26 protein-coding genes and 1 pseudogene are annotated in these 25,099 nt (G+C 43.2%); 4 read left to right on the top strand and 23 right to left on the bottom strand.

The window, feature by feature from the left end:
- Window positions 1-110: 110 nt before the first annotated feature.
- The gene (locus tag A3GY_RS0101350; protein WP_018029599.1) at window positions 111-821 is read right to left on the bottom strand and encodes a M57 family metalloprotease; all 711 of its coding nucleotides are present in this window, start codon (window positions 819-821) and stop codon (window positions 111-113) included.
- A 142-nt stretch (window positions 822-963) separates the two neighbouring features.
- On the bottom strand, window positions 964-1,755 hold the full coding sequence (locus tag A3GY_RS0101345) for an alpha/beta hydrolase (RefSeq protein ID WP_018029598.1): 792 nt from the start codon (window positions 1,753-1,755) through the stop codon (window positions 964-966).
- Between the two features lie 82 nt (window positions 1,756-1,837).
- On the opposite strand from A3GY_RS0101345, the gene A3GY_RS10000 reads away from it, so the two are divergent.
- Complete coding sequence (locus A3GY_RS10000; protein WP_081601027.1) at window positions 1,838-2,155, top strand: CHY zinc finger protein; 318 nt, start codon at window positions 1,838-1,840, stop codon at window positions 2,153-2,155.
- A gap of 39 nt (window positions 2,156-2,194) precedes the next feature.
- Here A3GY_RS10000 and A3GY_RS0101340 read toward each other — a convergent pair whose 3' ends face one another.
- The 5 genes from A3GY_RS0101340 to trpX form a co-directional block, all read right to left on the bottom strand.
- The gene (locus tag A3GY_RS0101340; RefSeq protein ID WP_018029597.1) at window positions 2,195-3,856 is read right to left on the bottom strand and encodes a ribonuclease J; all 1,662 of its coding nucleotides are present in this window, start codon (window positions 3,854-3,856) and stop codon (window positions 2,195-2,197) included.
- 192 nt (window positions 3,857-4,048) lie between these two features.
- The gene (locus tag A3GY_RS0101335) at window positions 4,049-5,254 is read right to left on the bottom strand and encodes a hypothetical protein (protein ID WP_018029596.1); all 1,206 of its coding nucleotides are present in this window, start codon (window positions 5,252-5,254) and stop codon (window positions 4,049-4,051) included.
- 82 nt (window positions 5,255-5,336) lie between these two features.
- Entirely contained in the window at window positions 5,337-6,095 is a 759-nt protein-coding gene (locus A3GY_RS0101330; protein WP_018029595.1) for an ABC transporter ATP-binding protein, read from the bottom strand.
- On the bottom strand, window positions 6,092-6,961 hold the full coding sequence (locus A3GY_RS0101325; RefSeq protein WP_018029594.1) for an ABC transporter permease: 870 nt from the start codon (window positions 6,959-6,961) through the stop codon (window positions 6,092-6,094). The genes A3GY_RS0101330 and A3GY_RS0101325 overlap by 4 nt, the downstream gene beginning before the upstream one ends.
- A 36-nt stretch (window positions 6,962-6,997) precedes the next feature.
- Window positions 6,998-7,990 (bottom strand): tryptophan ABC transporter substrate-binding protein, encoded by a 993-nt coding sequence (gene trpX, locus A3GY_RS0101320; protein WP_018029593.1) that lies wholly within the window; start codon window positions 7,988-7,990, stop codon window positions 6,998-7,000.
- Window positions 7,991-8,359: 369 nt separating this feature from the next.
- On the opposite strand from trpX, the gene A3GY_RS0101315 reads away from it, so the two are divergent.
- Both A3GY_RS0101315 and A3GY_RS0101310 read left to right on the top strand, forming a co-directional pair.
- Window positions 8,360-10,024 carry an Rqc2 family fibronectin-binding protein gene (locus tag A3GY_RS0101315; RefSeq protein ID WP_018029592.1) on the top strand — a complete coding sequence of 555 codons (1,665 nt, stop codon included), beginning with the start codon at window positions 8,360-8,362 and terminating at the stop codon, window positions 10,022-10,024.
- A gap of 89 nt (window positions 10,025-10,113) precedes the next feature.
- Complete coding sequence (locus A3GY_RS0101310) at window positions 10,114-11,499, top strand: amino acid permease (RefSeq protein ID WP_018029591.1); 1,386 nt, start codon at window positions 10,114-10,116, stop codon at window positions 11,497-11,499.
- Window positions 11,500-11,562: 63 nt separating this feature from the next.
- On the opposite strand, the pseudogene A3GY_RS0101305 reads toward A3GY_RS0101310, so the two are convergent.
- From A3GY_RS0101305 to A3GY_RS0101265, 8 genes and pseudogenes are all read right to left on the bottom strand, one after another.
- Window positions 11,563-11,721 (bottom strand): annotated as a pseudogene (locus A3GY_RS0101305) (acetolactate decarboxylase); the annotation flags it as partial.
- 59 nt (window positions 11,722-11,780) lie between these two features.
- Window positions 11,781-12,101, bottom strand: a complete 321-nt coding sequence (locus tag A3GY_RS0101300) for a hypothetical protein (RefSeq protein WP_231871635.1) — start codon at window positions 12,099-12,101, stop codon at window positions 11,781-11,783.
- A gap of 92 nt (window positions 12,102-12,193) precedes the next feature.
- Window positions 12,194-12,580 carry a nuclear transport factor 2 family protein gene (locus A3GY_RS0101295; protein WP_018029588.1) on the bottom strand — a complete coding sequence of 129 codons (387 nt, stop codon included), beginning with the start codon at window positions 12,578-12,580 and terminating at the stop codon, window positions 12,194-12,196.
- A gap of 223 nt (window positions 12,581-12,803) precedes the next feature.
- Complete coding sequence (budA, locus tag A3GY_RS0101285) at window positions 12,804-13,523, bottom strand: acetolactate decarboxylase (RefSeq protein WP_018029586.1); 720 nt, start codon at window positions 13,521-13,523, stop codon at window positions 12,804-12,806.
- A gap of 19 nt (window positions 13,524-13,542) precedes the next feature.
- Window positions 13,543-15,219, bottom strand: a complete 1,677-nt coding sequence (gene alsS / locus A3GY_RS0101280; RefSeq protein ID WP_018029585.1) for an acetolactate synthase AlsS — start codon at window positions 15,217-15,219, stop codon at window positions 13,543-13,545.
- 128 nt (window positions 15,220-15,347) lie between these two features.
- Entirely contained in the window at window positions 15,348-16,589 is a 1,242-nt protein-coding gene (locus A3GY_RS0101275; RefSeq protein ID WP_018029584.1) for a tetratricopeptide repeat protein, read from the bottom strand.
- Window positions 16,573-17,748, bottom strand: coding sequence for an AI-2E family transporter (locus A3GY_RS0101270; RefSeq protein ID WP_018029583.1), 1,176 nt, complete (start codon window positions 17,746-17,748; stop codon window positions 16,573-16,575). Before A3GY_RS0101270 ends, A3GY_RS0101275 begins: the two co-directional genes overlap by 17 nt.
- Window positions 17,749-17,775: 27 nt before the next feature.
- Window positions 17,776-18,258: an NUDIX hydrolase gene (locus A3GY_RS0101265; protein WP_018029582.1), complete on the bottom strand. Its 483-nt coding sequence runs from the start codon at window positions 18,256-18,258 to the stop codon at window positions 17,776-17,778.
- 145 nt (window positions 18,259-18,403) lie between these two features.
- On the opposite strand from A3GY_RS0101265, the gene A3GY_RS0101260 reads away from it, so the two are divergent.
- Complete coding sequence (locus tag A3GY_RS0101260) at window positions 18,404-18,595, top strand: hypothetical protein (protein WP_018029581.1); 192 nt, start codon at window positions 18,404-18,406, stop codon at window positions 18,593-18,595.
- Between the two features lie 51 nt (window positions 18,596-18,646).
- Here the strand turns inward: A3GY_RS0101260 and rfbB are convergent, their stop codons facing one another.
- The 8 genes from rfbB to nth all read right to left on the bottom strand — a co-directional run bounded on the left by rfbB (window position 18,647) and on the right by nth (window position 25,099).
- Window positions 18,647-19,693 carry a dTDP-glucose 4,6-dehydratase gene (gene rfbB, locus A3GY_RS0101255; RefSeq protein ID WP_018029580.1) on the bottom strand — a complete coding sequence of 349 codons (1,047 nt, stop codon included), beginning with the start codon at window positions 19,691-19,693 and terminating at the stop codon, window positions 18,647-18,649.
- A gap of 202 nt (window positions 19,694-19,895) precedes the next feature.
- The gene (locus A3GY_RS0101250) at window positions 19,896-20,381 is read right to left on the bottom strand and encodes a hypothetical protein (protein ID WP_018029579.1); all 486 of its coding nucleotides are present in this window, start codon (window positions 20,379-20,381) and stop codon (window positions 19,896-19,898) included.
- Window positions 20,381-20,974: a dTDP-4-dehydrorhamnose 3,5-epimerase family protein gene (locus A3GY_RS0101245; RefSeq protein WP_018029578.1), complete on the bottom strand. Its 594-nt coding sequence runs from the start codon at window positions 20,972-20,974 to the stop codon at window positions 20,381-20,383. The genes A3GY_RS0101250 and A3GY_RS0101245 overlap by 1 nt, the downstream gene beginning before the upstream one ends.
- Window positions 20,974-21,843: a glucose-1-phosphate thymidylyltransferase RfbA gene (gene rfbA / locus A3GY_RS0101240; protein WP_018029577.1), complete on the bottom strand. Its 870-nt coding sequence runs from the start codon at window positions 21,841-21,843 to the stop codon at window positions 20,974-20,976. The genes A3GY_RS0101245 and rfbA overlap by 1 nt, the downstream gene beginning before the upstream one ends.
- Before the next feature lie 64 nt (window positions 21,844-21,907).
- Window positions 21,908-22,999 carry an NAD(P)/FAD-dependent oxidoreductase gene (locus A3GY_RS0101235; RefSeq protein ID WP_018029576.1) on the bottom strand — a complete coding sequence of 364 codons (1,092 nt, stop codon included), beginning with the start codon at window positions 22,997-22,999 and terminating at the stop codon, window positions 21,908-21,910.
- A gap of 1 nt (window position 23,000) precedes the next feature.
- Complete coding sequence (locus A3GY_RS0101230; RefSeq protein WP_018029575.1) at window positions 23,001-23,789, bottom strand: Nif3-like dinuclear metal center hexameric protein; 789 nt, start codon at window positions 23,787-23,789, stop codon at window positions 23,001-23,003.
- Entirely contained in the window at window positions 23,767-24,465 is a 699-nt protein-coding gene (locus tag A3GY_RS0101225) for a tRNA (adenine(22)-N(1))-methyltransferase (RefSeq protein ID WP_018029574.1), read from the bottom strand. Before A3GY_RS0101225 ends, A3GY_RS0101230 begins: the two co-directional genes overlap by 23 nt.
- Window positions 24,452-25,099: an endonuclease III gene (gene nth / locus A3GY_RS0101220; protein WP_018029573.1), complete on the bottom strand. Its 648-nt coding sequence runs from the start codon at window positions 25,097-25,099 to the stop codon at window positions 24,452-24,454. The genes A3GY_RS0101225 and nth overlap by 14 nt, the downstream gene beginning before the upstream one ends.

Genomic DNA, 25,099 nt, shown 5'->3' with positions numbered 1-25,099 from the left:
ACATTCCTAAAAAGATTATCACGATTTAATAACAAAATCAACTAATTTATCAAAATATTTTTAGTATAGAACTATTTACACAAGAAAAACCTAGAAACCTAGGTTTTTAACTATTTGCTATACAATTCTTTAACCTTTACAATGTCTGCTTCTTGAATACCATGATAAGAACCTGCTGACTCCATAACAGATGTTTCACTGTCATCATGATCTAAGCCAATCGCATGTCCTAATTCATGCTCTGCTGTATGAACAATTCGATCCATAGTATAACCATACTGACTATTTAATAGATAGTAGGTATTCAATTTGACATCAACATAGCTAATCCGATTCGTCAGAGCGTTTGTCTCTGTCTCAGCCAGTCCTGCCGCCTGAGAATTTGCATCTGAGTACTCTGTCGCAATAATATCAGCTTTACTTTTATCCTGTGTCAGCGTAAAGGTAAAGCTACCAGTCGCATTCCAGTTTGCAATAGCAGTTTGGTAGGCTTGAGTCAAGGTTGTATTGTCTGTATCAATACAAACACTGGCTTTATTGGATGACCATCTGCTGCCATGATGACTATAATTATCTGTCGATAACTGTGACACCTGATCAACCAGGCTTTGGCTGCTACCATCAAAAAGGCTAGTCAGTTTATTAACTTGCTCAGAAAGCGCATTAGTTAACTGATTGCTGCTATTATTGGTAAAATACAAAAAGGCAAAGATAATAACAGCCAAAACGATAGCCGTCTTAATCAGACCAAAAATAATACTCCAAGCTAATCTCAGGATCAGACGTGGGACTAAAAAAATCATTTTCAAAAGATTTTTCATGGGGAAAACCTCATTTCTTGAAATCATAAAAAATCCTAAAACTGAATCCTCAGTATAGCAGGGATAGTTGGAAAAAGCAAGCTTTTACACCACTTGTTAGGCAACTGTAACGTCCTGACATCTCATAGTACCAAAGAAAAATTTAACTCAGGCGTTCCTCTTTTTGATAATTAATCGGAAGCCATTCTAAAAAATGATCCAGCTGCTTTTCCCAATAATACCATTCATGCTTACCATGATCTTGCCGATAATCAATATCCAGTCCCAAGCTTTTCAATTGCTTGATCGCTGCTTCATTAGACTGATAAAGAAAATCTTCGTAACCGCACCAAGCATAAAATTTTGTTTTTTTATCGGACTTTTCTGCCAGAGTTGTCAGTAAATGTTTCTGCACAGTTTTTCCTTGTAGTTTTCCAAAAACACCTTCCCAATAGGCTTTGGAGCCTCCTGTCGCTTCTGCAATGTCTTTTCCATCGATACCGATGCCAAGAGCGCCTGAAAACGAAGCGGCATAAGAAAAACGATCGGTCGAAAGAGCTATTTTATAGGCCCCATAGCCTCCCATTGACAGACCGGCGATAAAGGTTTTCTCCCGCTTTCGTGTCATATTGGGAAAAAAGCGCTGCATCACTTGCGGCAGCTCCTTGGCCAAAGCATCATAATAATCCAGACCATAAGCTGTGTTGGTATACCAGGCTAAGTCTGTCGATGGCATAATGACGATCAAGTTGGTGTGGCGCAGCAAACGTTCAATACTGGTCCGCTTCTGCCAAGAATTTTCATTGCCTCCCATCCCATGAAGAAGGTACAAAACAGGGATATCCTTATCATCTACTTCTGTTGGGGCAATTTCAGAAGCATCTGGATAAATCACATTGACAGAGCGCTCCATTTGCAATGCCTCAGAATGATATTCTATGTTAAAAAAAGCCATAAATTTCCCCCTCCTTAATGGCTTTTATTATAGCATATTGTCAGCGATTTTGATAAACTTAGCATAAAGAAAAGGAGACCAGATGCCCACTATTTACGGTGACCTCGTTGACCAAATGACCAGGTGTACAGACTACAGCAAAGATACCGATATTATAGCACTGAAATGCTTTAGCTGCCGAAAATACTATCCTTGTTATCATTGCCATAATCGGCATGAAAACCATCTTTTTGAAGCCTATCCTGAATATCTGGAGAAGGATAAGGTAGTTTATTGCGGTGCCTGCCAGACAGAGCTAACCATCAATGAATATAAAGGCCAATCTGTCTGCCCTAGATGCTCCCATCCCTTCAACCCCAACTGTAAACGTCACTACCACATATATTTTAAGGAAAAATAGACTGCGCTATGCGCAGTCTATTTCTTAAGCTCATATCGCCTATCTCACTTCCATGACAACCGGTAAAATAGCCGGGCGCCGTTTAGTCTGTTCAAAGAGGTATTTTCCAACTTCATCACGAACTAAAGACTTTAGTTCTCCCCATTCAAAATGGTCCTGACCCAAGTAAGATTCAACCGCATTATTAGCAATATCTGCACTTTCACGTAAAATATCTCGGCTCTTCTTCACATAGACAAAGCCTCTGGTATTCACACGCGCCCGTGAGATAATTTTCTTTTTCTTACGGTTCACAGTAAGGGCAACGATGAAGATTCCATCTTCTGAGAGAACCTTTCGATCACGAAGAACAATATTTCCAACATCACCAATCGCATTCCCGTCAATCATGACATCTCCAGCTGAGACAGCCCCCTCATGAAGAAAACCATCTTCTGAGAGAACCATGATGTCTCCCCGCTTCATGATATAAATGTTTTCTGGGAACATTCCCAGTTCCAGTGCCAAATCAGCGTGCGCTGCCAATTCTCGGTACTCGCCCTGGATAGGGAAAAGATACTTCGGTTTCAGCAGATTAATCATCAGCTGCAAATCCCGTCCATTGGCATGGCCTGAAACACGCATATTTTGGGTAATTGATTTAACCACCCCACCGGCCTTGTAGATAAGGTTTTCAACTCGGGCAACCACGGCTTCTTTCGAAATGGTTGGAGTGGTCACGATATAAGCCAAGTCACCTTCTTTGATGGTAACATGACGGTGACGGCCAATAGCCATTTTGCGAAGACTATTGATTGGTTCTCCCATACGGCCGGCATCAAGAATGATGAGCTCATGGTCTTCAAAGCGATGCATATCCTTAGGTTTGATAATCAGTTTTTCATCCGAAATCGATAATTTCTTAAGACGGATAGCTGTACGGACGATATTTTCCACATCATAACCGGTCAGGACAACGCGGCGCCCATTATCAGCAGCAGAATCAAAAACCTGCTGAATCCGTACCAAGTTAGAAGCAACGGCCGCCACAATAATTCGGCCCTGCCAATCCGATATCACCTGCTCCATCTCCAGCCCAACTTCGGCCTCACTGGCCACCTGGACATTGCTGTCGGCATTTGCAGAGTCTGATAAAAGTGCCAAAACACCTTCTCTGCCGATTTCTGCAATTCGAGCCAAGTCTGTTTGGTACATACGGCTGGCTGCCTGATCAAATTTAAAGTCTCCGGTATAAACGATATTGCCTTCCTTGGTTCCCACCACAATCCCCAAACTTTCAGGAATAGAGTGCGTTGTCTTAAAGAAAGAAACAGTTGCCTCTTCAAATTCAATTTCTGTCTGTGCATCAACGACATGGAAATTTTTGAATTTCTTAGAGGCATCATTATTCTTCACCATGAGTTTTGCTAACTCAATCGTCAATTCAGACCCAAAAACAGGCACCTTAACCTCTGATACTAGATAAGGCAGGGCGCCTATCGCATCCGCATGGCCGTGCGTCAGAAAAATCCCCTGCACACGGTCTTTGTTCTCAATTAGATAGTCCAGATTTGGAATAATAAGGTCAACGCCCAACTGTTCATCTTCTGGATACTTTAAGCCGGCATCCAAAACAAAAATTGAGTCATTGACTTCTGCCACATAGAGGTTTTTTCCGTTTTCCCGGACACCTCCTAGGGCCATGATTTTTACATCAGTCATGTAAACTCCTTCATAATATAGTTATTTCATACAAACGGTCCTTGCTGTTTCATTAGCAAGTCGAATTACTGCTTTTGCAGTCAAACTGCAATCCTCTTTATTATAGCATAAATTACCTTCTTTGACAGATGGATACGGTTATTAGGTGATAGAAAATGCAAAATCAGCCCTCTTCAAGGACTGATTTAATCATTATTTGGCTTTATACTCACTAAAGTCAGACGATTTCAACTCTGAAACAGCAGAGTCAAGATCTTCGTATTTGGAATAACTATTGTCAGATTTTGACTTGATGTCGGACAAAATGAGCTTATTCTCATAAATTTCAAGATTGTCATAGCCGTAGATATAGTAACCCGTTTCTGTTTTAGTCTCTCCCTTATTCAAAACAGCCTTGTCTGAATTGACAGTTGTTTTTGTGATTTTATAAATCCTGCGAATATTGAGACCTTCTTTTGCGTCACTTGCGTAAAACGCTTCTGAAGCTGACCTATAGCCAATATAGTCTGCCTGTGCTTCAATGGTATAAGTTTCCGTGCTATACTCATCACTGGTGTTCTTATTTTCTGATTTGACATAATCATCCAACTTACTGTAAGCATCAGGAATATTGCTGATATCAGAAAGTTCTTTAAGACCTGAAACTGTAACTTTTTGACTGGCCTCAGCATTTTTGACAATGATTCCTGAGGACTCCAATTTCCCAACATAAGTTGTATCTAGTTTAACAGTTACTGTGTCACCGTTGCTAAGATTATTATTTTCTGAGCTGGTAATGTCATATTTTTTCAGTGCTTTCTCAGAGACACTGCCGTAGCCATTGTAGCCACTATAAGTGAGCGGGTTATCTTTTAAAATCGCTTTTAAGGTAGTTGATTTAGACTTTTTCAGACCTTCTACTGTAAAAGTCTTACTCCCTTCCTTAATCGGTGAATTGTCAGAAGCGACCTTAACAGTGAATGTCACCTTGTCTCCATTTGATAAGGAGTCCGTCTTATCAAAATCATAGGACACACTGTCTAAGGCATTTTCTGCTCGAACTAATTTCTCTGCCGTTTCACTCGAAGCACTAGCCAGATCTGAGGCGTAACTGCTGTCCGCAACAATCTTATCAGCATCTGATTTGGAGATACCAGCATCCAATAAAACAGCTTTTTGCGCAGACTTTTCAATTTCTTCTGAGTTATATTTGAGGGTCCCAGCTCCATTGTAACCCTTAAAAGTTACATTTACCTGACTGACAAGGTCCGTTTTACGATTTAACAAGGCATACATCCCTCCAGCAAGAGCCAGCAAGAGAACAGCAAGACCGATAATTGACTGCACCTTGTACTTCAGTACAAAAGCCTTGATATTAGCAAAATTTAGCTGTTTTAAAAAATCCTTTAACTTTTCCATTTTCATTCTCCTAATTATAAATTGCTTTTATTATAACGTTTTAGAAAGTTTCTTGTCAATATATTTTAAAAATTCTAAAAGTTTATTCAAACAATTGATAATAATCTGAGATAGTCATCTGTTGCTTTTCCTGAGCGGCTAGATCTTGGATAATTTGGCCATCTTTCATGACCAAAAGGCGATTACCATATTTTAAAGCATCTTCCATTCGGTGAGTAATCATCAGAGCCGTCAGCTGGTCCTTAGTCACAAAGTCATCTGTCAGTGCCATAAGGGCAAGGCTGGTCTTAGGATCAAGGGCCGCCGTATGTTCATCAAGCAAGAGAAGTTCGGGCTTTTTAAGAGTAGCCATCAATAGACTGAGCGCCTGCCTCTGACCGCCAGATAAGAGGCCGACAGCGGTATGCAAGTGTTTGTCCAAACCATTGCCGACTTTGGCAATTAAGCGCTGAAATTCCGCTTCGTGGGACTTCAGCTGGCGTGAAGAAAGGCCACGCTTTTGCCCCCTGTATTTGGCGATTAAAAGATTCTCAGCAACGGTCATACGGGGAGCTGTTCCCATCTTTGGATCCTGAAAGACTCGGGATAAATAATGAGCCCGCTTTTCTGCCCCAAGTTTGGTGACATCCTGCCCCAGAATAAAGATACGGCCGCTGCTTAAGGGCAGAGTGCCGGCAATCACATTGAAAAGAGTTGATTTCCCCGCACCATTGCCGCCTAAAATGGTTAAAAAATCATGTTCGTAAATGGTTAAATTGACTTGATCAAGAATCAGTTTCTCCGTGTCAAGCCCATTATTGACCGCCACACTGGCATCCTTAAGTTCAATAATTGTTTTCATCGTGACAAGGTCACCCCCTTGAAGAAACGTTTTTTAAACTCTGGTACCATGAGGCAGATTGCCAATACAACCGCACTAAAGAGTTTGAGATAATTGGTCTGGAAACCAAGAGAAATAACAGCCAGAATCAAGAATTGGTAGAGGATTGACCCAATGACAATAGCGATTAAGCGCTCTAGGAGAGTCAGGCCAGTCGAAAAAAGGACCTCACCAATGATAATACTTGCCAGACCAATGACAATGACACCGATCCCCTTTGAGACATCCGCATAGCCATCTTGCTGACTGATTAAAGCCCCAGATAAGGCAATAATGCCGTTGGAGAGCACCAACCCCATGACCTCCATCTTATCCGTGTTGATGCCAAAACTTTTAGCCATATCAGGATTATCTCCTGTGGCGATATAGGCCTGACCTAATAAGGTATTCAGAAAATAAATGAGACCACCTATCACAATGGCAATAACTAAAATACCCAGAACCAATAAGTCTACATCCCCAGAAAAGGGCAGGAGGTCTTGTATTTTATCAGCATCCAGCAATCCCAGATTTGCCCTGCCCATAATCATGAGCATAATGGAGTGGCAGGAAGTCATGACTAAAATACCCGCTAAAAGTGTTGGTATTTTACCTTTAGTATATAGGAGTCCCGTCGCCAAACCCGCTAAGCAGCCTGCAAAAACAGCCACCAAAGTCGCCAAAACAGGATTGATCCCCTGAGTAATCAAGCTGACCGCAACAGCTCCTCCTAGCGGGAAAGACCCTTCTGTCGTCATATCAGGAAAGTTTAAAATTCGAAAGGTCATGAAAATTCCCAGACCAAGGACTCCCCACAGAAAGCCTTGTGAAATGGTTGAAATAAGCATCTTGTATCCTTACATTCTTTTATTTGGGAGTGATGACTAATTGACCGACTTAGCCTTTTTAGCAAGATCAGCTGGAATCGTCACTCCGAGTTCTTGAGCTACCGTTTTATTGATCACTGGCGTTCCTTCATCAAATACCTGAACGGGGATGTCTCCCGCTTTTTCGCCTTTTAAGATTTTAGCTGCCATTTTTCCGGTAGCAACCCCTAAGTCATACTGATCCACCACCACAGAGGCGAGACCTCCTTCAGAAACCATGGTATCAACACTCGGGTAAATTGGTTTGTTAGCATCTTTTGCAGCTGCAACAACTGTTGGAAAAGCTGAGGCAATGGTATTGTCAAGAGGTGTCCAGACAGCGTCCACTTTAGATAACAGGACATTCATGGTTGTGGCAATTTCATTAGTTGAAGGAACAGCATAGGTTTCAACCTTGTAGCCTTTTTTCTCAGCCAATTTTTTAAATTCCTCAACTTGGGATTTGGAATTATCTTCGCTGCTTGAATAAAGCAGACCAACTGTCTTAACATCTGGTGTCAGCTCTTTGATGAGATCAATCTGATCAGCAATAGGGGTTTTATCTGAAACACCTGTAATATTGCCGCCTGGATTCTTAAGATCCTTGACTAATTTTGCCCCGACAGGATCCGTCACAGCCCCCATCACAATAGGAATGTCTTTGGTAGCACTGGCCAGACCTTGAGCAGCAGGTGTCGCAATACCGATCAAGAGCTGATTCTTATGGCTGACCAAAGTTTGGCTCATGGTCTGTACCTTACTTTGATCGCCTTCCGCATTTAAAAATTCAATCTTAATCTTATCACCAGAATAGCCCTCTTTCTTAAGGCCATCCTTGATGCCTCGGTAAATTTCATCCAGCGCCTCATGGGTCACATATTGCAGGACACCGACCTTTACTGTCTTGGTTCCCTGATTTTTACTTCCCCGGCTGACAGACTGATAGGCCAAGGTTCCGGCAATGATGACAACAATAGCTGCCAAAACGGCGATTAAACGTTTGTTCTTCATAAGCAATATCCTCTTCTTTTTCTTATTCTCAGGTATAAAACAAAAGCCCCGCATACAAAAACTGTATGCGAGGGCGTATGGAGCGCGGTGCCACCTCACTTATGGGATTTCCCATATCTCTTCCTCCTCTAACAAGGAGCTGCACTGTAAGGTGTGCCTACCGAACTCTTATTGTTTCAAGTCCATCTCATAACCTCAGCCCATTTCGTAAAAACTGCTACTTGTTCACAACGACCACAAGCTCTCTGGAAACAAATTCCTACTACTCTTTCTGATTGCATTCATTATAGTATGTTCCGCGGTATTTGTCAATAAGATTTTTAGGGACCGATATGGTATAATCTTCTAAGAGATATAAAGGAGACCGCTATGTCCTTCGATGGCTTTTTTTTACACCATTTAACCCAAGAATTACAAGAATATCTGCTCTACGGTCGGATCCAAAAGGTCAATCAGCCTTTTGATCGTGAACTGGTTTTAACGATTCGCAATCATCGGCAGAACTTTAAACTACTCTTATCCGCTCACCCTGTTTTCGGCCGCATTCAGATGACAAAAACCGATTTTCAAAACCCTCAGATCCCCAATACCTTCACCATGATTATGCGAAAATATCTGCAGGGGGCACTCATCGAGTCTATCCAGCAGGTGGAAAATGATCGTATCCTGCAAATCAGTGTTTCTAATAAAAATGAAATTGGCGATCAGCTAAAGGTGAGCCTCATCGTGGAAATCATGGGAAAACACAGCAATATCATTCTCATTGATCAAAATGAAGGTAAGATTATTGAATCAATCAAACACGTGGGGTTTGCTCAAAATAGTTACCGAACCATCTTACCTGGCTCTGCCTATCTGGCGCCTCCAAAGAACCAAACACAGAATCCTTTTGCCATCTCAGATGACAAGCTCTTTGAAATTCTGCAGACGCAGGATCTCTCTCCTAAAAACCTCCAGCAGCTTTTTCAAGGTCTGGGCAGAGACACCGCCAGTCAGCTAGCTTTCTCGTTAGACAGGGACCGCTTAAAGAACTTCCGCCGCTTCTTCAAGCAAGAAACGGCACCTAACCTAACAGAAACTTCTTTTTCAGCCGTCCATTTTACGGACAGCCAAGAAAGTTTTGATAGCCTATCAGCCCTACTGGATGTCTTCTATCAGGATAAGGCTGAACGTGACCGTATCAGCCAACAGGCTAGTGATCTGATTCACCGCATCCAAAATGAACTCAGCAAAAATAAGAAAAAACTTCTCAAACAGCAACAAGAATTAGCTGACACTGATCATGCTGAGGGTTTTCGACAAAAAGGGGAACTTTTGACGACCTACCTCAGCCAAGTTCCCAATAATCAAGATCAGGTGGAACTGGACAATTATTATACCGGTGAAAAAATCACTATCCCGCTCGACAGAGCTCTGACACCTAACCAGAATGCTCAGCGCTATTTCAAAAAATACCAGAAATTAAAAGAGGCTGTTAAGCACTTAACGGGGCTTTTGGAGGAAACACGTTCAACCATTCTCTACTTAGAAAGCGTTGAGCAGGCCCTCAGTCAGGCCAGTCTAACTGAGATTGAGGATATCCGTGAAGAACTAATGGAAACGGGTTTTCTAAAGAAGAAAGGCCGACAAAAACGGCAGCAACGCCAAAAACCGCAACCATTTCTGGCCTCTGACGGTAAAACCGTCATCCTAGTCGGTAAAAATAATCTGCAAAATGATGAGCTGACTTTTAAAATGGCTAAAAAAGGTGAGCTCTGGTTTCATGCCAAAGATATTCCAGGCAGCCATGTCATTATCAAGGACAATCTTAACCCCACAGACGAAGTCAAAACCGATGCTGCCGAACTGGCAGCCTATTTCTCAAAGGCGCGTTTGTCTAATTTGGTTCAAGTTGATATGATTGAAGCCAAGAAGCTTCATAAACCCACAGGAGCAAAACCAGGCTTTGTCACCTATACGGGGCAAAAAACACTGAGAGTAACTCCCAACGAAAAGAAAATAAAAGCTATGGAGCTATCCAAGAAGCTGGTCTAAGACCAGCTTCTTTCTGATATTGGGAGGCCGTTTGTGCTTTTCTTTAAAATGGGCTATAATGATGGATATTTACAAGGAAAGGTTCTATTATGTCTCAAGAAAATCACAAGGAAGAAACAAAGGAGCTCAAAAACGGCATGGTACGCGGGCTTCAGAACCGCCATGTACAGCTAATTGCCATCGCAGGAACCATTGGAACGGGCTTGTTTTTAGGAGCGGGGCGTTCTATCAATCTGACAGGACCCTCTATTATTTTGGTCTATCTAACAACTGGACTCTTCATGTATTTTATGATGAGGGCCATCGGGGAGATGCTCTATTACGATCCTGACCAGCATACCTTTATTAACTTTATTACAAAGTATGTCGGTAAGGGCTGGGGCTATTTTGCAGGCTGGTCTTACTGGATTTCTCTCATTTTTATGGGAATGGCTGAAATTACCGCCGTTGCAACCTATGTTCAGTACTGGTTTCCTACTTGGCCGTCATGGATGATTCAGATTGTGTTTCTTCTTCTCCTAAGTCTGGTAAACTTGATTGCCGTCCGTGTTTTTGGAGAGACGGAATTTTGGTTTGCCATGATTAAGATTGTTGCTATCCTTGCCTTGATTGCAACAGGTATTTTTATGATTCTGACAAACTTTGAAACCAGCCAGGGACCAGTCAGCCTTCGTAATATTTACCACAACTTTGAATTTTTACCACATGGCTGGATGAAATTCCTCATGGCCTTTCAAATGGTCTTCTTTGCTTATCAAATGATTGAGTTTGTCGGCATTACAACCTCAGAAACACAGAATCCGCGGCAAGTTCTGCCAAAGGCTATTAAGGAAATCCCTATTCGTATTATCATTTTCTATGTCGGAGCCCTGCTTTCGATTATGGCTATCTTTCCTTGGCGAGAATTGCCTGTCAATGAATCCCCTTTCGTTATGGTTTTCAAATTAGTCGGCATCAAATGGGCGGCAGCTTTGATTAACTTTGTGGTACTGACCTCTGCTGCCTCGGCTTTAAACTCCACCTTGTATTCAACAGGCCGTCACTTCTACCAGATTGCTAATGAAAACCCTAATCAACTTTTTGAAAAAATGAAGGTCAATCGCCTGTCACGCGCCGGTGTTCCCAGCCGAGCTATTCTTTTCTCCGTAGCTGTGATTATGTTTTCGGCTTTTATCACCGTCATTCCCGGAATATCTGACGCTTTTGCCTTGATTACAGCCTCGTCTTCTGGTGTCTACATTGCTATTTATATACTGACCATGATTGCCCATCAAAAATACCGCCTGTCAGAAGATTTTATGGCGGATGGCTATCTCATGCCTCATTATAAGTGGCTCAATCCCATCACCATCGCTTTTATGATTTTTGTCTTTATTTCCTTATTCTTACAGGAATCAACGGTCCTTGGCGCTATCGGTTCTAGTATTTGGATTGTCGGTTTTGGTATTTACAGTCAGCTAAAATTTCGAAAATAATCAAAAATCAATCCCTCAGGCTTAACAGCCGAGGGATTTTATTTATTCTGATTTTTCGATATCTTCCTTTGATAAAAAATGAAGGTGATAACCTGCAACACTCACGCCGTGAAACATTTCTGGGGTCCAAAAACCGACAATTGTTCCCTTCACATTTTCTGCTGTAAATTCAGGTTGTTTGGTAGCCACTTCTGCAAACTTTTTGTCCGAAGCAGATATGGGGCAAAAGACCCTGCGCGTCACCCCGACGGAAGAAAAAATAAAATCCATGAAACTCTAATTCATGGATTTTTTTGATGAGGTTGGTTGGCATTAAAGATTTCTTGACACCAATTCAGCCATTTTTCTTGATATTCTTCTTCTGGGAGAATCCTAGTAGCTAGGTCGGCTACGGAATGAATACCTTTCGCCTCTGCTGTTTGGACACAGATAAGGTAGGCCTCCCAGTCCAATTCATCTTCATCCCAGATAACTGGTACCCTTTCCCAGCCAGCCTGATATGCCAAAAAGGCCCTTGTGTGTCCATCAGTCAAAAAGATTCGATGGCCAATTTGCTTGATAGGCAAGGGAGAAAACTTATCTTTCACACCAATGTTCTGCATCCATTCCCTACATGCAGCTATTTTCTTTTCAGAAAGGTAGAATTGACTGGGTTGAAGATCTCTGATTACTATTTCCATCTCACTCTGCCTTATCAATATCTTCTCTGACTTCTTTGGCATGAATTTGGTGAAAAGATACTGGCTGAAAGTGGTGTCGCCTGATGGTGATAAATTTGAGGCCTGGCTTCCTTTTCCAGCCAAATAGAAGTCCGATAGATCAGAAGACCGTTGTGCCTTGTCTGGTAATGCACCAACCAGGTCTGCTGGTCAATCTGATGACAGTCAAATCCTATTATTTCCGTGATTTTCCCGCTCTTTTGGGCAGTCAACGCAGAAATTACCTCCTGTTTACTGTAAATTCTACCGGATTTACCTATCTCAGTAAAGTCATCGTGAATTGTCCTGTTTAGCCAGTCTTGATTTGACTGACTGCTTTGGTTCATAAAAGTCTGCTCCAGCTGAAAGAGTTTATTTTTCATGCGATAGTGCCTCCCTGTTCATCCGTTCCCAGCCAGCCTGATAAGCCAGATAGGCTCTTGTGTGTCCATTAGTCAAAAAAATCCGATGGCAATTTGCTCGATAGGTAGGGGAGAGAATTTATCTTCCACACCAATGTGCTGAATCCATTTCCTACATGCAACTATTTTCTTTCCAGAAAGGTAGAGTTGACTGGGTTGAAGATCTCTGATGAACATTTCCATCTCACTCCGCCTTATCGATATCTTCCTTAAGCTCATCCATATTAAATTTAGCAAAGAGATATTTGCGATCCTGAACAGGGAAACGTTGATCCAGCTGATCCACGGCTCCCACTTCAACCACACCATTTTCAATCACGAAATCCATCACATGGCCACCAAAAGAATGATCATCTGATAAAAAATGAAGGTGGTAACCTGCAACACTCACGCCGTGAAACATTTCTGGGGTCCAAAAACCGACAATTGTTCCCTTCACATTTTCTGCTGTAAATTCAGGTTGTTTGGTAGCCACTTCTGCAAACTTTTTGTCCGAAGCAGACTTTGGAATCATGCGAACATGCATTCGTTTAAACGCACCATAAATTTTAATGGATCTAAAAAGGTTCTCGCCATCATAGTAAGACTCAATCCTCTTTTCCAGTTCCTTATCCGTCATCTCAAAGCGTTGGCGGAAAATCACTTCTGCCTGATGGGGAACCACGGCTGCATAAGGCACCTTAACATCTGGAGTCACTTCAATCACCTGAAGTTGACCATCGGTTCCTTTTGCCTGATAAGCCTTGCCATCAAGAACAATCAGTTCACCATCAATCGAATCTAAGGTACCGATTCCTAGATCACCATGCTCTAGAAGCTCACCAATGGTTAAACTGCCCCCGTAAAGACCTGCCATCAGCGCTCCCAGTGTGTTATATTGAAATAATTTGATTGCTTCTGTCATCTTTCTCCCTCATCAACCCTTAGTAAAATTCATCCGGCAAAATGGTTTCGCCCAATTTGATATTATCTTGATAATCCACCGGAATGTCAATTAAAACAGGTCCTTGCTGAGCCTCATCGAGGGCTTTTGCCAATATTTCCGCAAAGCTCTCCTTGCTGTCAACACGGTAACCTTTTGCACCAAAACTTGCTGCATATTGAACGAAATCTACTGGACCAAAATCAACCCCAGATGAGCGGCCGTACTTCATCTCCTCTTGAAATTCCACCATATTATACCTGCCATCATTCCAAATCAAGTGAACAATCGGCAAGTTTAAGCGAACAGCCGTTTCTAACTCTTGTGCTGAAAAGAGGAAGCCGCCATCCCCTGATATTGAGATAACCTTGGTATTAGGACGCAGGAGACTGGCCGATATAGCCCATGGCAGAGCCACTCCCAAGGTCTGCATACCATTTGAGAAGAGCAGATGACGGGCTTCGTAACTCTTGAAATAACGTGCCATCCAGATGTAATGACTGCCGACATCAACTGTAACGGTCATATCATCCTTAGTCTGTTCTTGTAAAACCTCAATCAAATCAAGGGGATGAAGCTTACCTGCTGCTGCCTGACGGTCAAATTTAAGATCCTCAGAGGTATTCTGCCGCAAACCGACCAAATACTCTTTTGAGCCCTCTGGAAGAAGATAGCCATTGACAGCGGGAAGAAGCAGATCAAGGGTATCTGCAATATCGCCAATCAATTCTCGTTCCGGTTGGAAATAATGGCTAATCTCTGCAGGCTCCACATCGATGACAATCACACGCGCAGAGACTTCCGCATTCCAGTTACGGGCTTCGTATTCGATAGGGTCATAGCCAACAGCAATAACCAAGTCTGACCGCTTCAAAAGCATGTCTCCCGGCTGATTGCGGAAAAGACCTACCCGACCAAAAAAAGTGTCTTCTTCTAGCTCTCTAGACACGATTCCCGCCCCTTGAAAGGTTTCGACAACTGGCAGTTTGACGGAACCAAGCAGACGGCGGATAGAGGCCGTGACTTTTTCATCAGAAGCACCATTTCCTAACAGTAGAACGGGGAGAACGGCATTTTTAATCGCCTGCGCCAAATAATTGATGTCTGAAACCGACGCCGACCCCAGCTTAGGATCTGTCAAGGGTTTGATAGCCTTAACCTTGACAGGACTGTCAGTGACATCTTGAGGAATAGACAGAAAACTAGCCCCGGGTTTTCCTGATTTGGCAATCCTATAAGCATTGGCAATATTCTCAGACAAGGTATCAGGGTCATGTACTTCTGCCGCATATTTGGTAATCGGCTTCAGCATCGCCACATTATCCATAGACTGATGAGCCCGTTTGAGAAGATCACCACGCTTAACCTGACCGCCGATAGCCAAGACTGGATCTCCTTCGGCCGTAGCTGTTACTAAGCCTGTCGCCAGATTGGAAATTCCTGGGCCTGAGGTTGCCAATACAACGCCGGGCTGTCCGGTCAGACGGCCAATACCCTGTGCCATAAAGGTTGCATTTTGTTCGTGACGTGCCACAATCAGCTCTGGTCCCTTATCTTCCAGCGTATCAAAAACACGGTCAATTTTAGCACCAGGAATTCCGAAAATATAATCAACATGATGGTTAATCAGGCTGTCAACAATCAAATCAGCCCCATAGTTTGTTTCCTTATCAGTCATATCTCTTCCTTCTTTCACAAGTTTCAAGTCAATTATAGCACAGTTTTTGAATTACTTTGTGAATTTTTATTTGTGAATTCCTTCATTTTCTGAAAATAAAGCAAAAACAGTGAAAACAATTTGGTTTTTCACTGTTTGATGTCATTTTTCAAGTCGATCATCTGATGATCATCTGGCACCAAATGCAAATAAGTCTCAATTAAATCTGCCGTTTGTGCCTGTTGACCGAGTTCCCTTAAGTAATAGATATAGTCTTCCAAAAATTCGGGGTTATCTGTCAACTCCTTAGCCAGCTCCTGATAATACACAAGTGCCTTCTCATCATCTTCTAACTCCCGATAAGCACGAGCTAGGTTCCACTTCGTCAGAAGATTATCAACGGCACCACTATCTAAAGCAATCACATCTTCAAAACGTTCCGCCTCTAGATAAAGATTGCTGAGCGGCAGGAGAACTTCCTCCTCTTCTTCGGCAACTTCCAAGGCTTTCAAAAGATAGTTTTCGGCAGCTTTCTTGTCATGCTCTTCATAGGCATACTGGGAGGCTAATATCAAGACTCGGCTGTCAAATTCATTCTTAGAAAGGGATTGCTGCAGTAACCTCAAAGCTTCCGCTGTTTGATGTTCCTCATGCAGCGATAAGGCATAGGGCAGCTCATAGCCTTCAAAATCAGGATTCAGCGCATCCAGCTGCTTGAAATAGATATTAGCTTTCTGAGCATTTCCCTGATCGTATAAGAGGCAGGCCAGCTCAAAGACAATTTGATCGTCAAATTCAATCTCAAGCGCCTTCTCTAAAAATTCAATGGCTGCTTCAAACTTGCCCAGAGCAGCATAAGCTCTGCCAATTCGCTCATAAGTTGAAATCCCGGTATTTTCTAAAATTTCCCGATTATCCAGCTGAGCGTAATGCTCGATAGCAGTCTGATAGTTCTCTAAGGAGAGGGCCAACTCTGCCAACCCGAAAATAAGCAGGGGATCCTCGCTTAATTGACGCGCTTGCAACAATTTCTCATAGGCCACATCGGTCAGACCTTCAGCATCGTAGAGATCGGCCATAGTCACCAAGGCTTCTAAGTAATACTGGCTGTCAGCAGCAATTTCATTGAGATAATTAAACGCCTCATCCATATCGCCGTCCTCACTGGCAATTTGAGCGAGGTTGATGTTCACCTCTGGAAAGCTTGGACGTATTTGCAAAAAGATGGCTTTCGCCTGAGGGTAAAAACCAATGCGTTCCAAATATTCCCCAAGGGCGAGGAGACTTTCTGAATCATCCTCCTTCAGGGCCCTCTGAAAATACTTATTGGCCTTTTCTAGATTCTGCTCAGCCAGAGACGCTATCATTTGGTCGCTATTCTGATTCTGCATCTTCCACCCCTTCTCCTAACTCTTCTTCATAAAGCCCGCTGACAGACTTATACCATTCAAATATTTCGATAGCAACCACCTTGATGGAAGCGTAAACAGGAATTCCTAAAAAAACGCCCCAGACGCCAAACATAGAGCCTGCCGTCAGCAAAATGAACAAAATGGTAATGGGATGAATATTAAGCTTACTGCCAATAATTAAAGGCGTCACAAAACGTCCCTCAATGGTCTGTTCGATGGCAAAGACAACAGCCACCTTGATAACCATAAGCGGCCCCTCAACTAAGGCTAGGATAAAAACAGGAACCATGGCTAAAAAACTGCCAAGATAAGGGACCATATTGAGAATACCGGCAATAATACCAAAAGTCACCGCAAACCGTAAACCAATAATGGAAAACATGATGGAAAACATAATGCCGACAATAATAGCTACAGTCACCTGTCCTTGGACATAGCCAGAGAGCTGTTTATTGATATCGCCAAGAACACGGGCAGTGGGCTGACGCAGCTTTGTTGGCAGAAAACGAACCAGACTGCCCTTTAAGTTGTCGCTGTCTCTTAAGAAATAAAAGAGAATAAAGGGCGAAATCATAATAGCCACCGTCACACGCGCAATAGCTGAGGCAAAGTTACCGGCAACATCCACAGCATTTTTTGAAAAACTTTCAGCATAGACAAGGGCTTTCTGACTGAAATTAGTCAGCATCTCTTCAATTTGCGGCTTAAAGGCGACAAAGCGGCCATCCTCCACCAATTTTTTAAGTTGTGTGTTGACGGACTTGACATAGGAAGGCAACTGGCTGATAAAATCAGTTAGCTGCTGAGTCAGCATCGGGAAAAAGACTGCCGATCCCCAAATAATCAAACCCAATAAACTGATAAAAACCACCGCTATAGACCAAGTACGACTAAGACCTGTTTTTTCAATTAGAGCAACAATCGGCTTTAAGAGATAGTAAAGCAGAGCAGAAATCACTAAAGGAAGCATAATAGCGGCCAAAAAAGACCAGACCGGTGCCAAAAGCGGGCTTATCTTAGTAAAAACCAAAATATTCAAAAAAACAAGCAGACTGACCAGCAGCACCGTCACCGCCTGATTATTTAAAAACCATTTGAAAAACCATGTGAGGTTAAATTTTTTATCCTTATCGTCCATATTTGCTCCTTATCATCTGTCCATCAATTACTTGTCATAAAAAATAACTTCTTTATCAACCAATTCTTGTTTGTCATTATAGGTAAATTTAGCTGAGAAAAAAGGGACATCTTCTAGAATCCACTTGAAAATATCATAATCCCCAGCCCAGGTAGGCTTGGCCAGCACTTGCTCATAAGGCACCCATTCTAAGGTTCCTTCACGGCTGTCCGCATCAGAGATTAAATCCCCTTCAAAAGCCGTTACCTTGAAAACATAGGTATACCAGTCATGCCCAGGAGTAAACTCCGGAAACGTGATCAACCCCTTGAAAGCCATTTCTTTAACCTGTAAGTGGGTTTCTTCCAAAATTTCCCTGCGGGCACATTCCTCAGGTGTCTCACCTGCCTCTAGCTTTCCACCAACACTTATCCACTTGCCTTGGTGGACGTCATTTTCTTTTTTATTACGATGCATCAGCAGCAACGCTTCTCCATTGTCAATATAACAAATCGTCGCTAATTTAGTCATTCTAGACCTCTTCTCCTTGTTTTCCTTATTATATCAAAAAATAAGCCAAAGACTTCTTCTAAACCGTCCTTTTCTCGGTAAAAAAGTTTGCCTATTCAAATCATTTATGATTTAATAAAAGAAAACGATAGAAAGGAGACAGATTATGGCAAAAAATGATCTCTTCGAACAGGTTAAAGAGTTGGTGTCAAAAGGTGATTTGTCCAAAGCACAGCAATTTATTGAAGATCACAAGGCAGATTTGGGCGACTATGCCGACAAGGCTAAAGCACTTGTTGAGAATAATAAAGTCGTTGACGATGTTGTCGACAAAGTCAAAGGACTTTTCGGCAAATAAGCGTATCAACAATATAATAAGGTTAGGAACAGATGGTTCCTAACCTTATTTTTATTTAATCACTTCTTGTGTCTTGGCATAATTAGCTTCAACGGCTTCTTTTTCAGCTTTCCACCAGTCTTGGTTTTCGGTATACCAATTAATGGTATTCTCAAGTCCTTCATCAAAGTTGGTGAACTCTGGTTTCCAACCCAACTCTTCACGGAGTTTGGTTGAATCGATAGCGTAGCGGAGATCGTGACCGGCACGGTCTGTCACATGGTCATAGGCATCTTTGGGCTGACCCATTTTTTCAAGAATAAGCTCAAGCACTTCCTTGTTGTTCTTCTCGCCATCAGCACCGATCAGATAGGTTTCACCCATACGGCCTTTGGTCAGGATTGCCCAAACACCAGTTGAGTGGTCATTGGTATGGATCCAGTCACGGACGTTCTTGCCTTCTCCGTAGAGTTTTGGCTTGATACCTGATAGGATATTGGTGATTTGGCGGGGAATGAACTTCTCAATGTGCTGATAAGGACCGTAGTTGTTTGAACAGTTGGAAATGGTTGCTTTAACACCAAAGGAACGAACCCAGGCCTTAACAATCAAGTCTGATGCAGCCTTGGTGGATGAGTAAGGTGATGACGGGTTGTAGTTGGTTTCCGCAGTGAATTTCTCACCCGGACCTTCACCATGACCTGGCAAATCTTCACGCAAAGGAAGGTCACCGTAAACTTCATCAGTCGATACATGGTGGAAACGGATGTCGTATTTACGAGCCGCTTCCAGCAATGTGTAAGTACCAATAAAGTTGGTATGGATGAAGGGGCTTGGATCGTTGAGGGAGTTGTCGTTGTGGCTTTCTGCCGCGTAGTGAACGATGGCATCTGCCTTGGCAGCCAATTGGTCCACCAATTCAGCATCTGCAATATCTCCTACAACCAGCTCAACACGGTCACCAAGAATGGCTTCCAAGTTGGCCTTATTACCTGCATAAGTCAATTTGTCCAAGACTGTTACATGAACATCTGGATGGTTGTTATACACATAGTGGACGAAGTTTGAACCGATGAAACCAGCGCCACCAGTTACGATAATATTTTTAAATTCTGACATTTTTTTCTCCGAAAATTTCTTTCTTTTTTTGTGTGTCATCTTAGGTAGTGGGGTCGTAAGCAACCACCAAGGTGTTTCATTACTAAACCATGAGCCTAAGGTCTCATGGTTTCCCCCGCTCCTTAGCAAAGCCAAGGAGCTTCTCACTACGGCGATGACACACAGAAGAGGCTCGCTAGGCTCGCCTTCTTCTATTACCAGATTACTTCAAAATCTCTTTCAAGTAAGCAATCTTGGCAAAATCTTTTTGGTTATTTTTGTCTGCTCGGTAAGAATCTTTGGAAGAGGCCAGATAGATTTTCAAGTACTGCTCAAGTGTCGGCAAATAATAGCGAACACGCTGAGTCTCCAATTCTTCCAAATCCTCTAGCTCCACACCCGCAAAGTCAGGGAGTGAATGAAGGCCGCCAAATTCAACAGACAGGCCATCCTTTTGAAATTCATGCTCATGACGGTCGACCAGGACATAACCCAGTTGATTCATCATAGCAATCAACTCATCCGCACGGTAAATCCGCTCTTCATCAGGTGCTTCCCATCCTCTGGGATCACTGGGCACATGAATATCAAGGTCCCTTGCCTGCCAATCTCTTCCTGTTCGCCTTTCCAGACCGACAGAGCCCATTAACAAGGGAGTGATTTCTAGCTTGTTTAACTGCTCTGCGATTTCCAAAAAAACTTGAAACATTAGAGGTCTTCCTTCCTCAAAGGCTTAACATCCTTGAGGAGCGGGTGGTTTTTATCCGCTTCTGAGACTTCTGCTTCGTCTAGGTTCTCCCACTGGATGTCCAGGCTAGGGTCAGCGTAGTTGACAAAGGCATACTTAGGCTTGAGCTCCAAAGCCCAGTAGTCATTGACCAAGTAGCTGTAAGCCACAAAATCTGACAAGACTTGGAAACCATTGGCTACACCGCGTGGTACAAAGATACCTTTTGACGCGTCAATAACCGTTTGGTAGGTATTGCCAAAGCTTTCGCCCTCACGAAGATCTACCCAGGTTCCCAAGACCTTGCCACCATCTGCGACAGAGATGTACTTATCCCAAGGCTCTGCATGAAGACCACGAAGGACATTTTTACGGGAGAAGGAAACGTTGTTCTGCAATTTTCCTTCTGCAAAGAAGCTTTCTGGGAAACCCAGCGGAAGCATTTTTTCCTTTTGGAAATTTTCCTTAAACCAACCGCGGTTATCGCCATGAACTGGAATGTCAAATTCTAGCATTCCTGGAATGGCTTCGATAGGACGAGCAGCCAGTGTTTTACCGAAAAAGTTTTCTGTCATTAGGCTTCTCCAATCAAACGGAGCAAGTATTGTCCGTATTCATTTTTCTTAAGCGGCTGCGCCAATTCATGCACCTGTTCTTTGGTAATATAGCCCATGCGGTAGGCAATTTCTTCCAAGTTAGCCACTTGAACATTCTGCAAGCGTTGAACAGTCTCAATGTACTGAGCCGCTTCCAAGAGGCTTTCGTGTGTTCCTGTATCCAACCAGGCAAAGCCACGTCCCATGAGTTCAACAGACAAGTCCCCCCTATCAAGATAAGCCTTGTTGACATCGGTAATTTCCAGTTCACCACGAGGGGAAGGCTTGATGTTTTTGGCAATTTCCACGACATCATTATCATAGAAATAGAGACCTGTCACGGCATAATCTGATTTTGGTTGCTCTGGTTTTTCTTCGATGGAAATGGCATTCATCTTCTCGTCAAATTCCACAACACCAAAACGTTCTGGATCTTTAACTTGATAACCAAAGACCGTCGCTCCTTTGCTTTTGTTGGCTGCATTTTGGAGCATCTTGGTCAGACCGGCACCATGGTAAATATTGTCACCTAGGATAAGGGCCACACTATCATCTCCGATGAATTTCTCCCCGATAATGAAAGCCTGAGCCAAGCCATCTGGACTTGGTTGTTCTGCATAAGAAAGGGAGATTCCGAACTCTGAACCGTCTCCTAAAAGTTCTTCAAAACGCGGGAGGTCCGTCGGTGTTGAAATAATCAAAATGTCTTTGATGCCTGCCAGCATCAAGGTTGATAAGGGGTAATAAACCATGGGTTTATCATAAATCGGCATAAGTTGTTTTGATGCTGCCCGTGTCAGTGGATACAATCGTGTTCCAGAGCCACCAGCAAGAATAATACCTTTCATCGCAGGTCTCCTCTAGTGTTTAATCACCCTTTATTCTAACATTTTTTAGCCAAGGTGTCACCTGTCATTCTTGTGAGATATAGTTTTTAATCGGATAATCAGCCGGATCAACCAAGGAAGGGTGTCCCGAAACAAGCTGAGACAATGCCTTGCCCAAGAGAGGTCCCGTTGTCAAACCAGATGAACCTAAGCCACTTGCTGCGTAAACTTGGGGCAGTCCTGGCACTTCTCCGAAAAAAGGGGCGAAGTCGCTGGTATAGGCCCGAATCCCAACTCTAGCTGTCTTAGATGCGGCATCTATCAGCTTAGGAAAATAAAGCAAAGCCTCATCTTCAAAGGCCTGTAAAAGCGCCTCATCTACCGCCAAATCAAATCCCTGATGATTTTCATGACTGGCTCCAATACTCAGTTTACCATTGGCAAAGGGAATAATATCCAGCTCTCCTTCAGGCATGACAAGAGGAAAATCTGTCAGATGAGGCTCCGCGAAATAATAATCACGCAACTGTCCTTTTTGGGGACTGACATCGACTTGGTAACCAAGAGGCTCTAGCAGCTCCCCCAACCAGGCACCGCTTGCTAAAATGAGACCATCAAACACCTGATGGTCTATTTGGTAACGGCCTTGATCAAGAAGACCAAGGCGCACTTTCTTTTTGACGACCGACACAGAAGCCGACCTCAGCAAACAGTCAACCAGTAAGGCGCCGTCTACTCTGGCTGCACCTGAGGCCCAGAGATAGTAATCAAATCCAGACAGATTCGCAACATCATCAGACCGTTTTCGAATGCCCAATTCTCCTATCAGAGGAGATTCCTGTCTGCGCTGCTGACCAATTGCCAGAAGTTCCTGCAATTTGGCCTCGTCTTTTTTCAACAAAATCAGGCCGGACTGCTGATAAAATGCAGTCTCCATGCCATCGGCTTCCAAATCTGCAAGCAAACGGGTATAAAAATCAGCTCCCATTCTAGCCAGGCGATACCAAGCCTTATGGCGACGTTTGGAGAACCAGGGACAGATAATACCCGCTGCAGCTTTTGTTGCCTGCCCCAATCCCTCATCAAAAACCGTTAGTTCAATGCCTTCTTCTTTGGATAAATAATAGGCAGCTGTTGCTCCCACAACACCTGCACCAATAATTGCTATTTTTTTCATCTTATAAATGGTAAAAAGGATTCGTATTGGCCTTTGAGGCTAAAAACATGACATCCCAGTCGTTTTCTCGTTTCCACATATTAAAGAGGTCAACCAATCTGTCAACAAAGAGAACTTCGATGTGATGACCCGGATCTATCGCTAAAAGCCCGTTGGTAATCATCTCCTGGGCCGTATGATAATAAATATCACCAGTAATGTAAAGCTGGGCACCTTTGGCCAAGGCTTCCGGATAAAAACTCTGACCGCTGCCGCCGCAAATGGCAACACGTCTGATAAGAGGGTTTTCCTTGCCATAAGAGACGAGACGGATGCTATCCAAATCAAAGACCTCTTTAACCTTGCGCGCAAAATCTTCAAAAGAGGTCGGCAAAACATCACCAATACGGCCAATGCCATACCCCTCCTTGGTCTCTGATAGATTAGAACGGTATTGAATCCCTAACAAGTCACAAAACCAATCGTTAAGTCCTCCAGGAACAACATCAATGTTGGTGTGAGAAACGTAGACGGCAATGTCGTGCTTGATTAAATCAATATAAATCTGATTCTGCGGACTGGCAACAAGGTTCTTAAGTGGCCGAAAAATCGGGGCATGCTTAACAATCAGTAAATCAACCTTTGCCGCTATAGCTTCCATGACAGTCGTTTCACGGACATCAAGAGCGACCATCACTCGCCTGACCTCCTGATCTAAGCTCCCGATTTGAAGACCCGAAATATCCCCTTCTAACGATAAGTCTTGCGGACAAAACAATTCATATCTCTCAATGACCTGACTCACTTTCATGAAGAACCTCCTTAATATCTCTTATTTTTTGTAAAACAGATGATCGGCTGTCTGAATGCTGCTCTGGAATATTAGCGAGAGCCTTTTCTAACTTTGCTTTCTCTCTAAGCCATTTTTCCTTAAAAACAGATGACTTGGTCTTCAGTAAATGAGGGCCGAAGCGCAGCTCTTTTTCTGTCAGTTGCATCTGACCGGGTTCGGCCACCATGATTTCATAAAACTTTTGGTTTTCCTGAACCGTTGCTTCTGCGACAATTTTAAACTGATTTTCCTGAAGCCACCGCCGCAAATCATCCTCACGATTATTGGGCTGCAAGATAAGGCGTGACAGTCCAGCTAGTTTTTCTTGGCCTCTTCCTAAGATTTCGGTGATCAGGAGTCCTCCCATCCCGCAGATTGATACCGTATCAATCCCATCGGAAAGCTCAAAAGCCTCCAAACCATCTGCCAGACGGACATCAATCTGGTCGGATAGTCCCGACTCTTTGACATTACTGCGGGCAGACTGATAAGGTCCACTAACCACCTCTCCAGCAATCGCAAAGTCAATTAAGGCTTGGCTCACCAATGCAATCGGCAGATAAGCATGATCACTGCCAACATCAAGAAGCCTTGTACCTTTTGGTACAAAGCCAGCCACCGTTTGCAGTCTCCGAGATAAATTAAGTTCTTGCATGCGTATCCTTATAATATTTACAGTAACTTTGGATAGGGCAGCTCTCACACTTGGGATTCTTGGCCAGACAATGATAACGGCCGAAAAAGATAAGGCGATGATGCGTCACAATCCAGTCTTTTTTAGGGATTTTCCTCATCAAATCCTGCTCAATCTCTTCCACACTGGCATCCGGTTTAGAGATGTTGAGCCGTTTCGCCACACGTGAGACGTGAGTGTCAACGGCAATGGCAGGAATCTGATAAATTTCTGCCAAAACTACATTGGCAGTTTTACGCCCCACTCCTGGCAGGCTTTCTAACTCCTCGTGTGTCTTAGGCACTTGGCCATCAAAACGGGTCAGGATTTGCTGTGCGGTGGCAATAATATTTTTGGCCTTATTCTTATAAAGCCCGATATGTCTGATAGTATTTTCGACATCTGCCTGGCTAGCAGAGGCCAAATCGCTGATTTCTGGGTATTTGGCAAATAAAACAGGTGTTAATTTATTAACCGATTTATCGGTGGCTTGAGCCGATAAAATAACAGCTATGAGCAGCTGAAAAGGTGTTTGATAGGTCAACTCGCCATGGGCATCGGGAAAGAGCTGTCCAATTAAGGCCATCACCTTTTTAACACGTTCTCTTCCTAACAT

This window comes from Streptococcus ferus DSM 20646 (assembly GCF_000372425.1).
In the GTDB taxonomy this organism is placed as follows: Bacteria; Bacillota; Bacilli; order Lactobacillales; family Streptococcaceae; genus Streptococcus; species Streptococcus ferus.
This window is presented reverse-complemented; position numbering and strand designations above follow the sequence as displayed.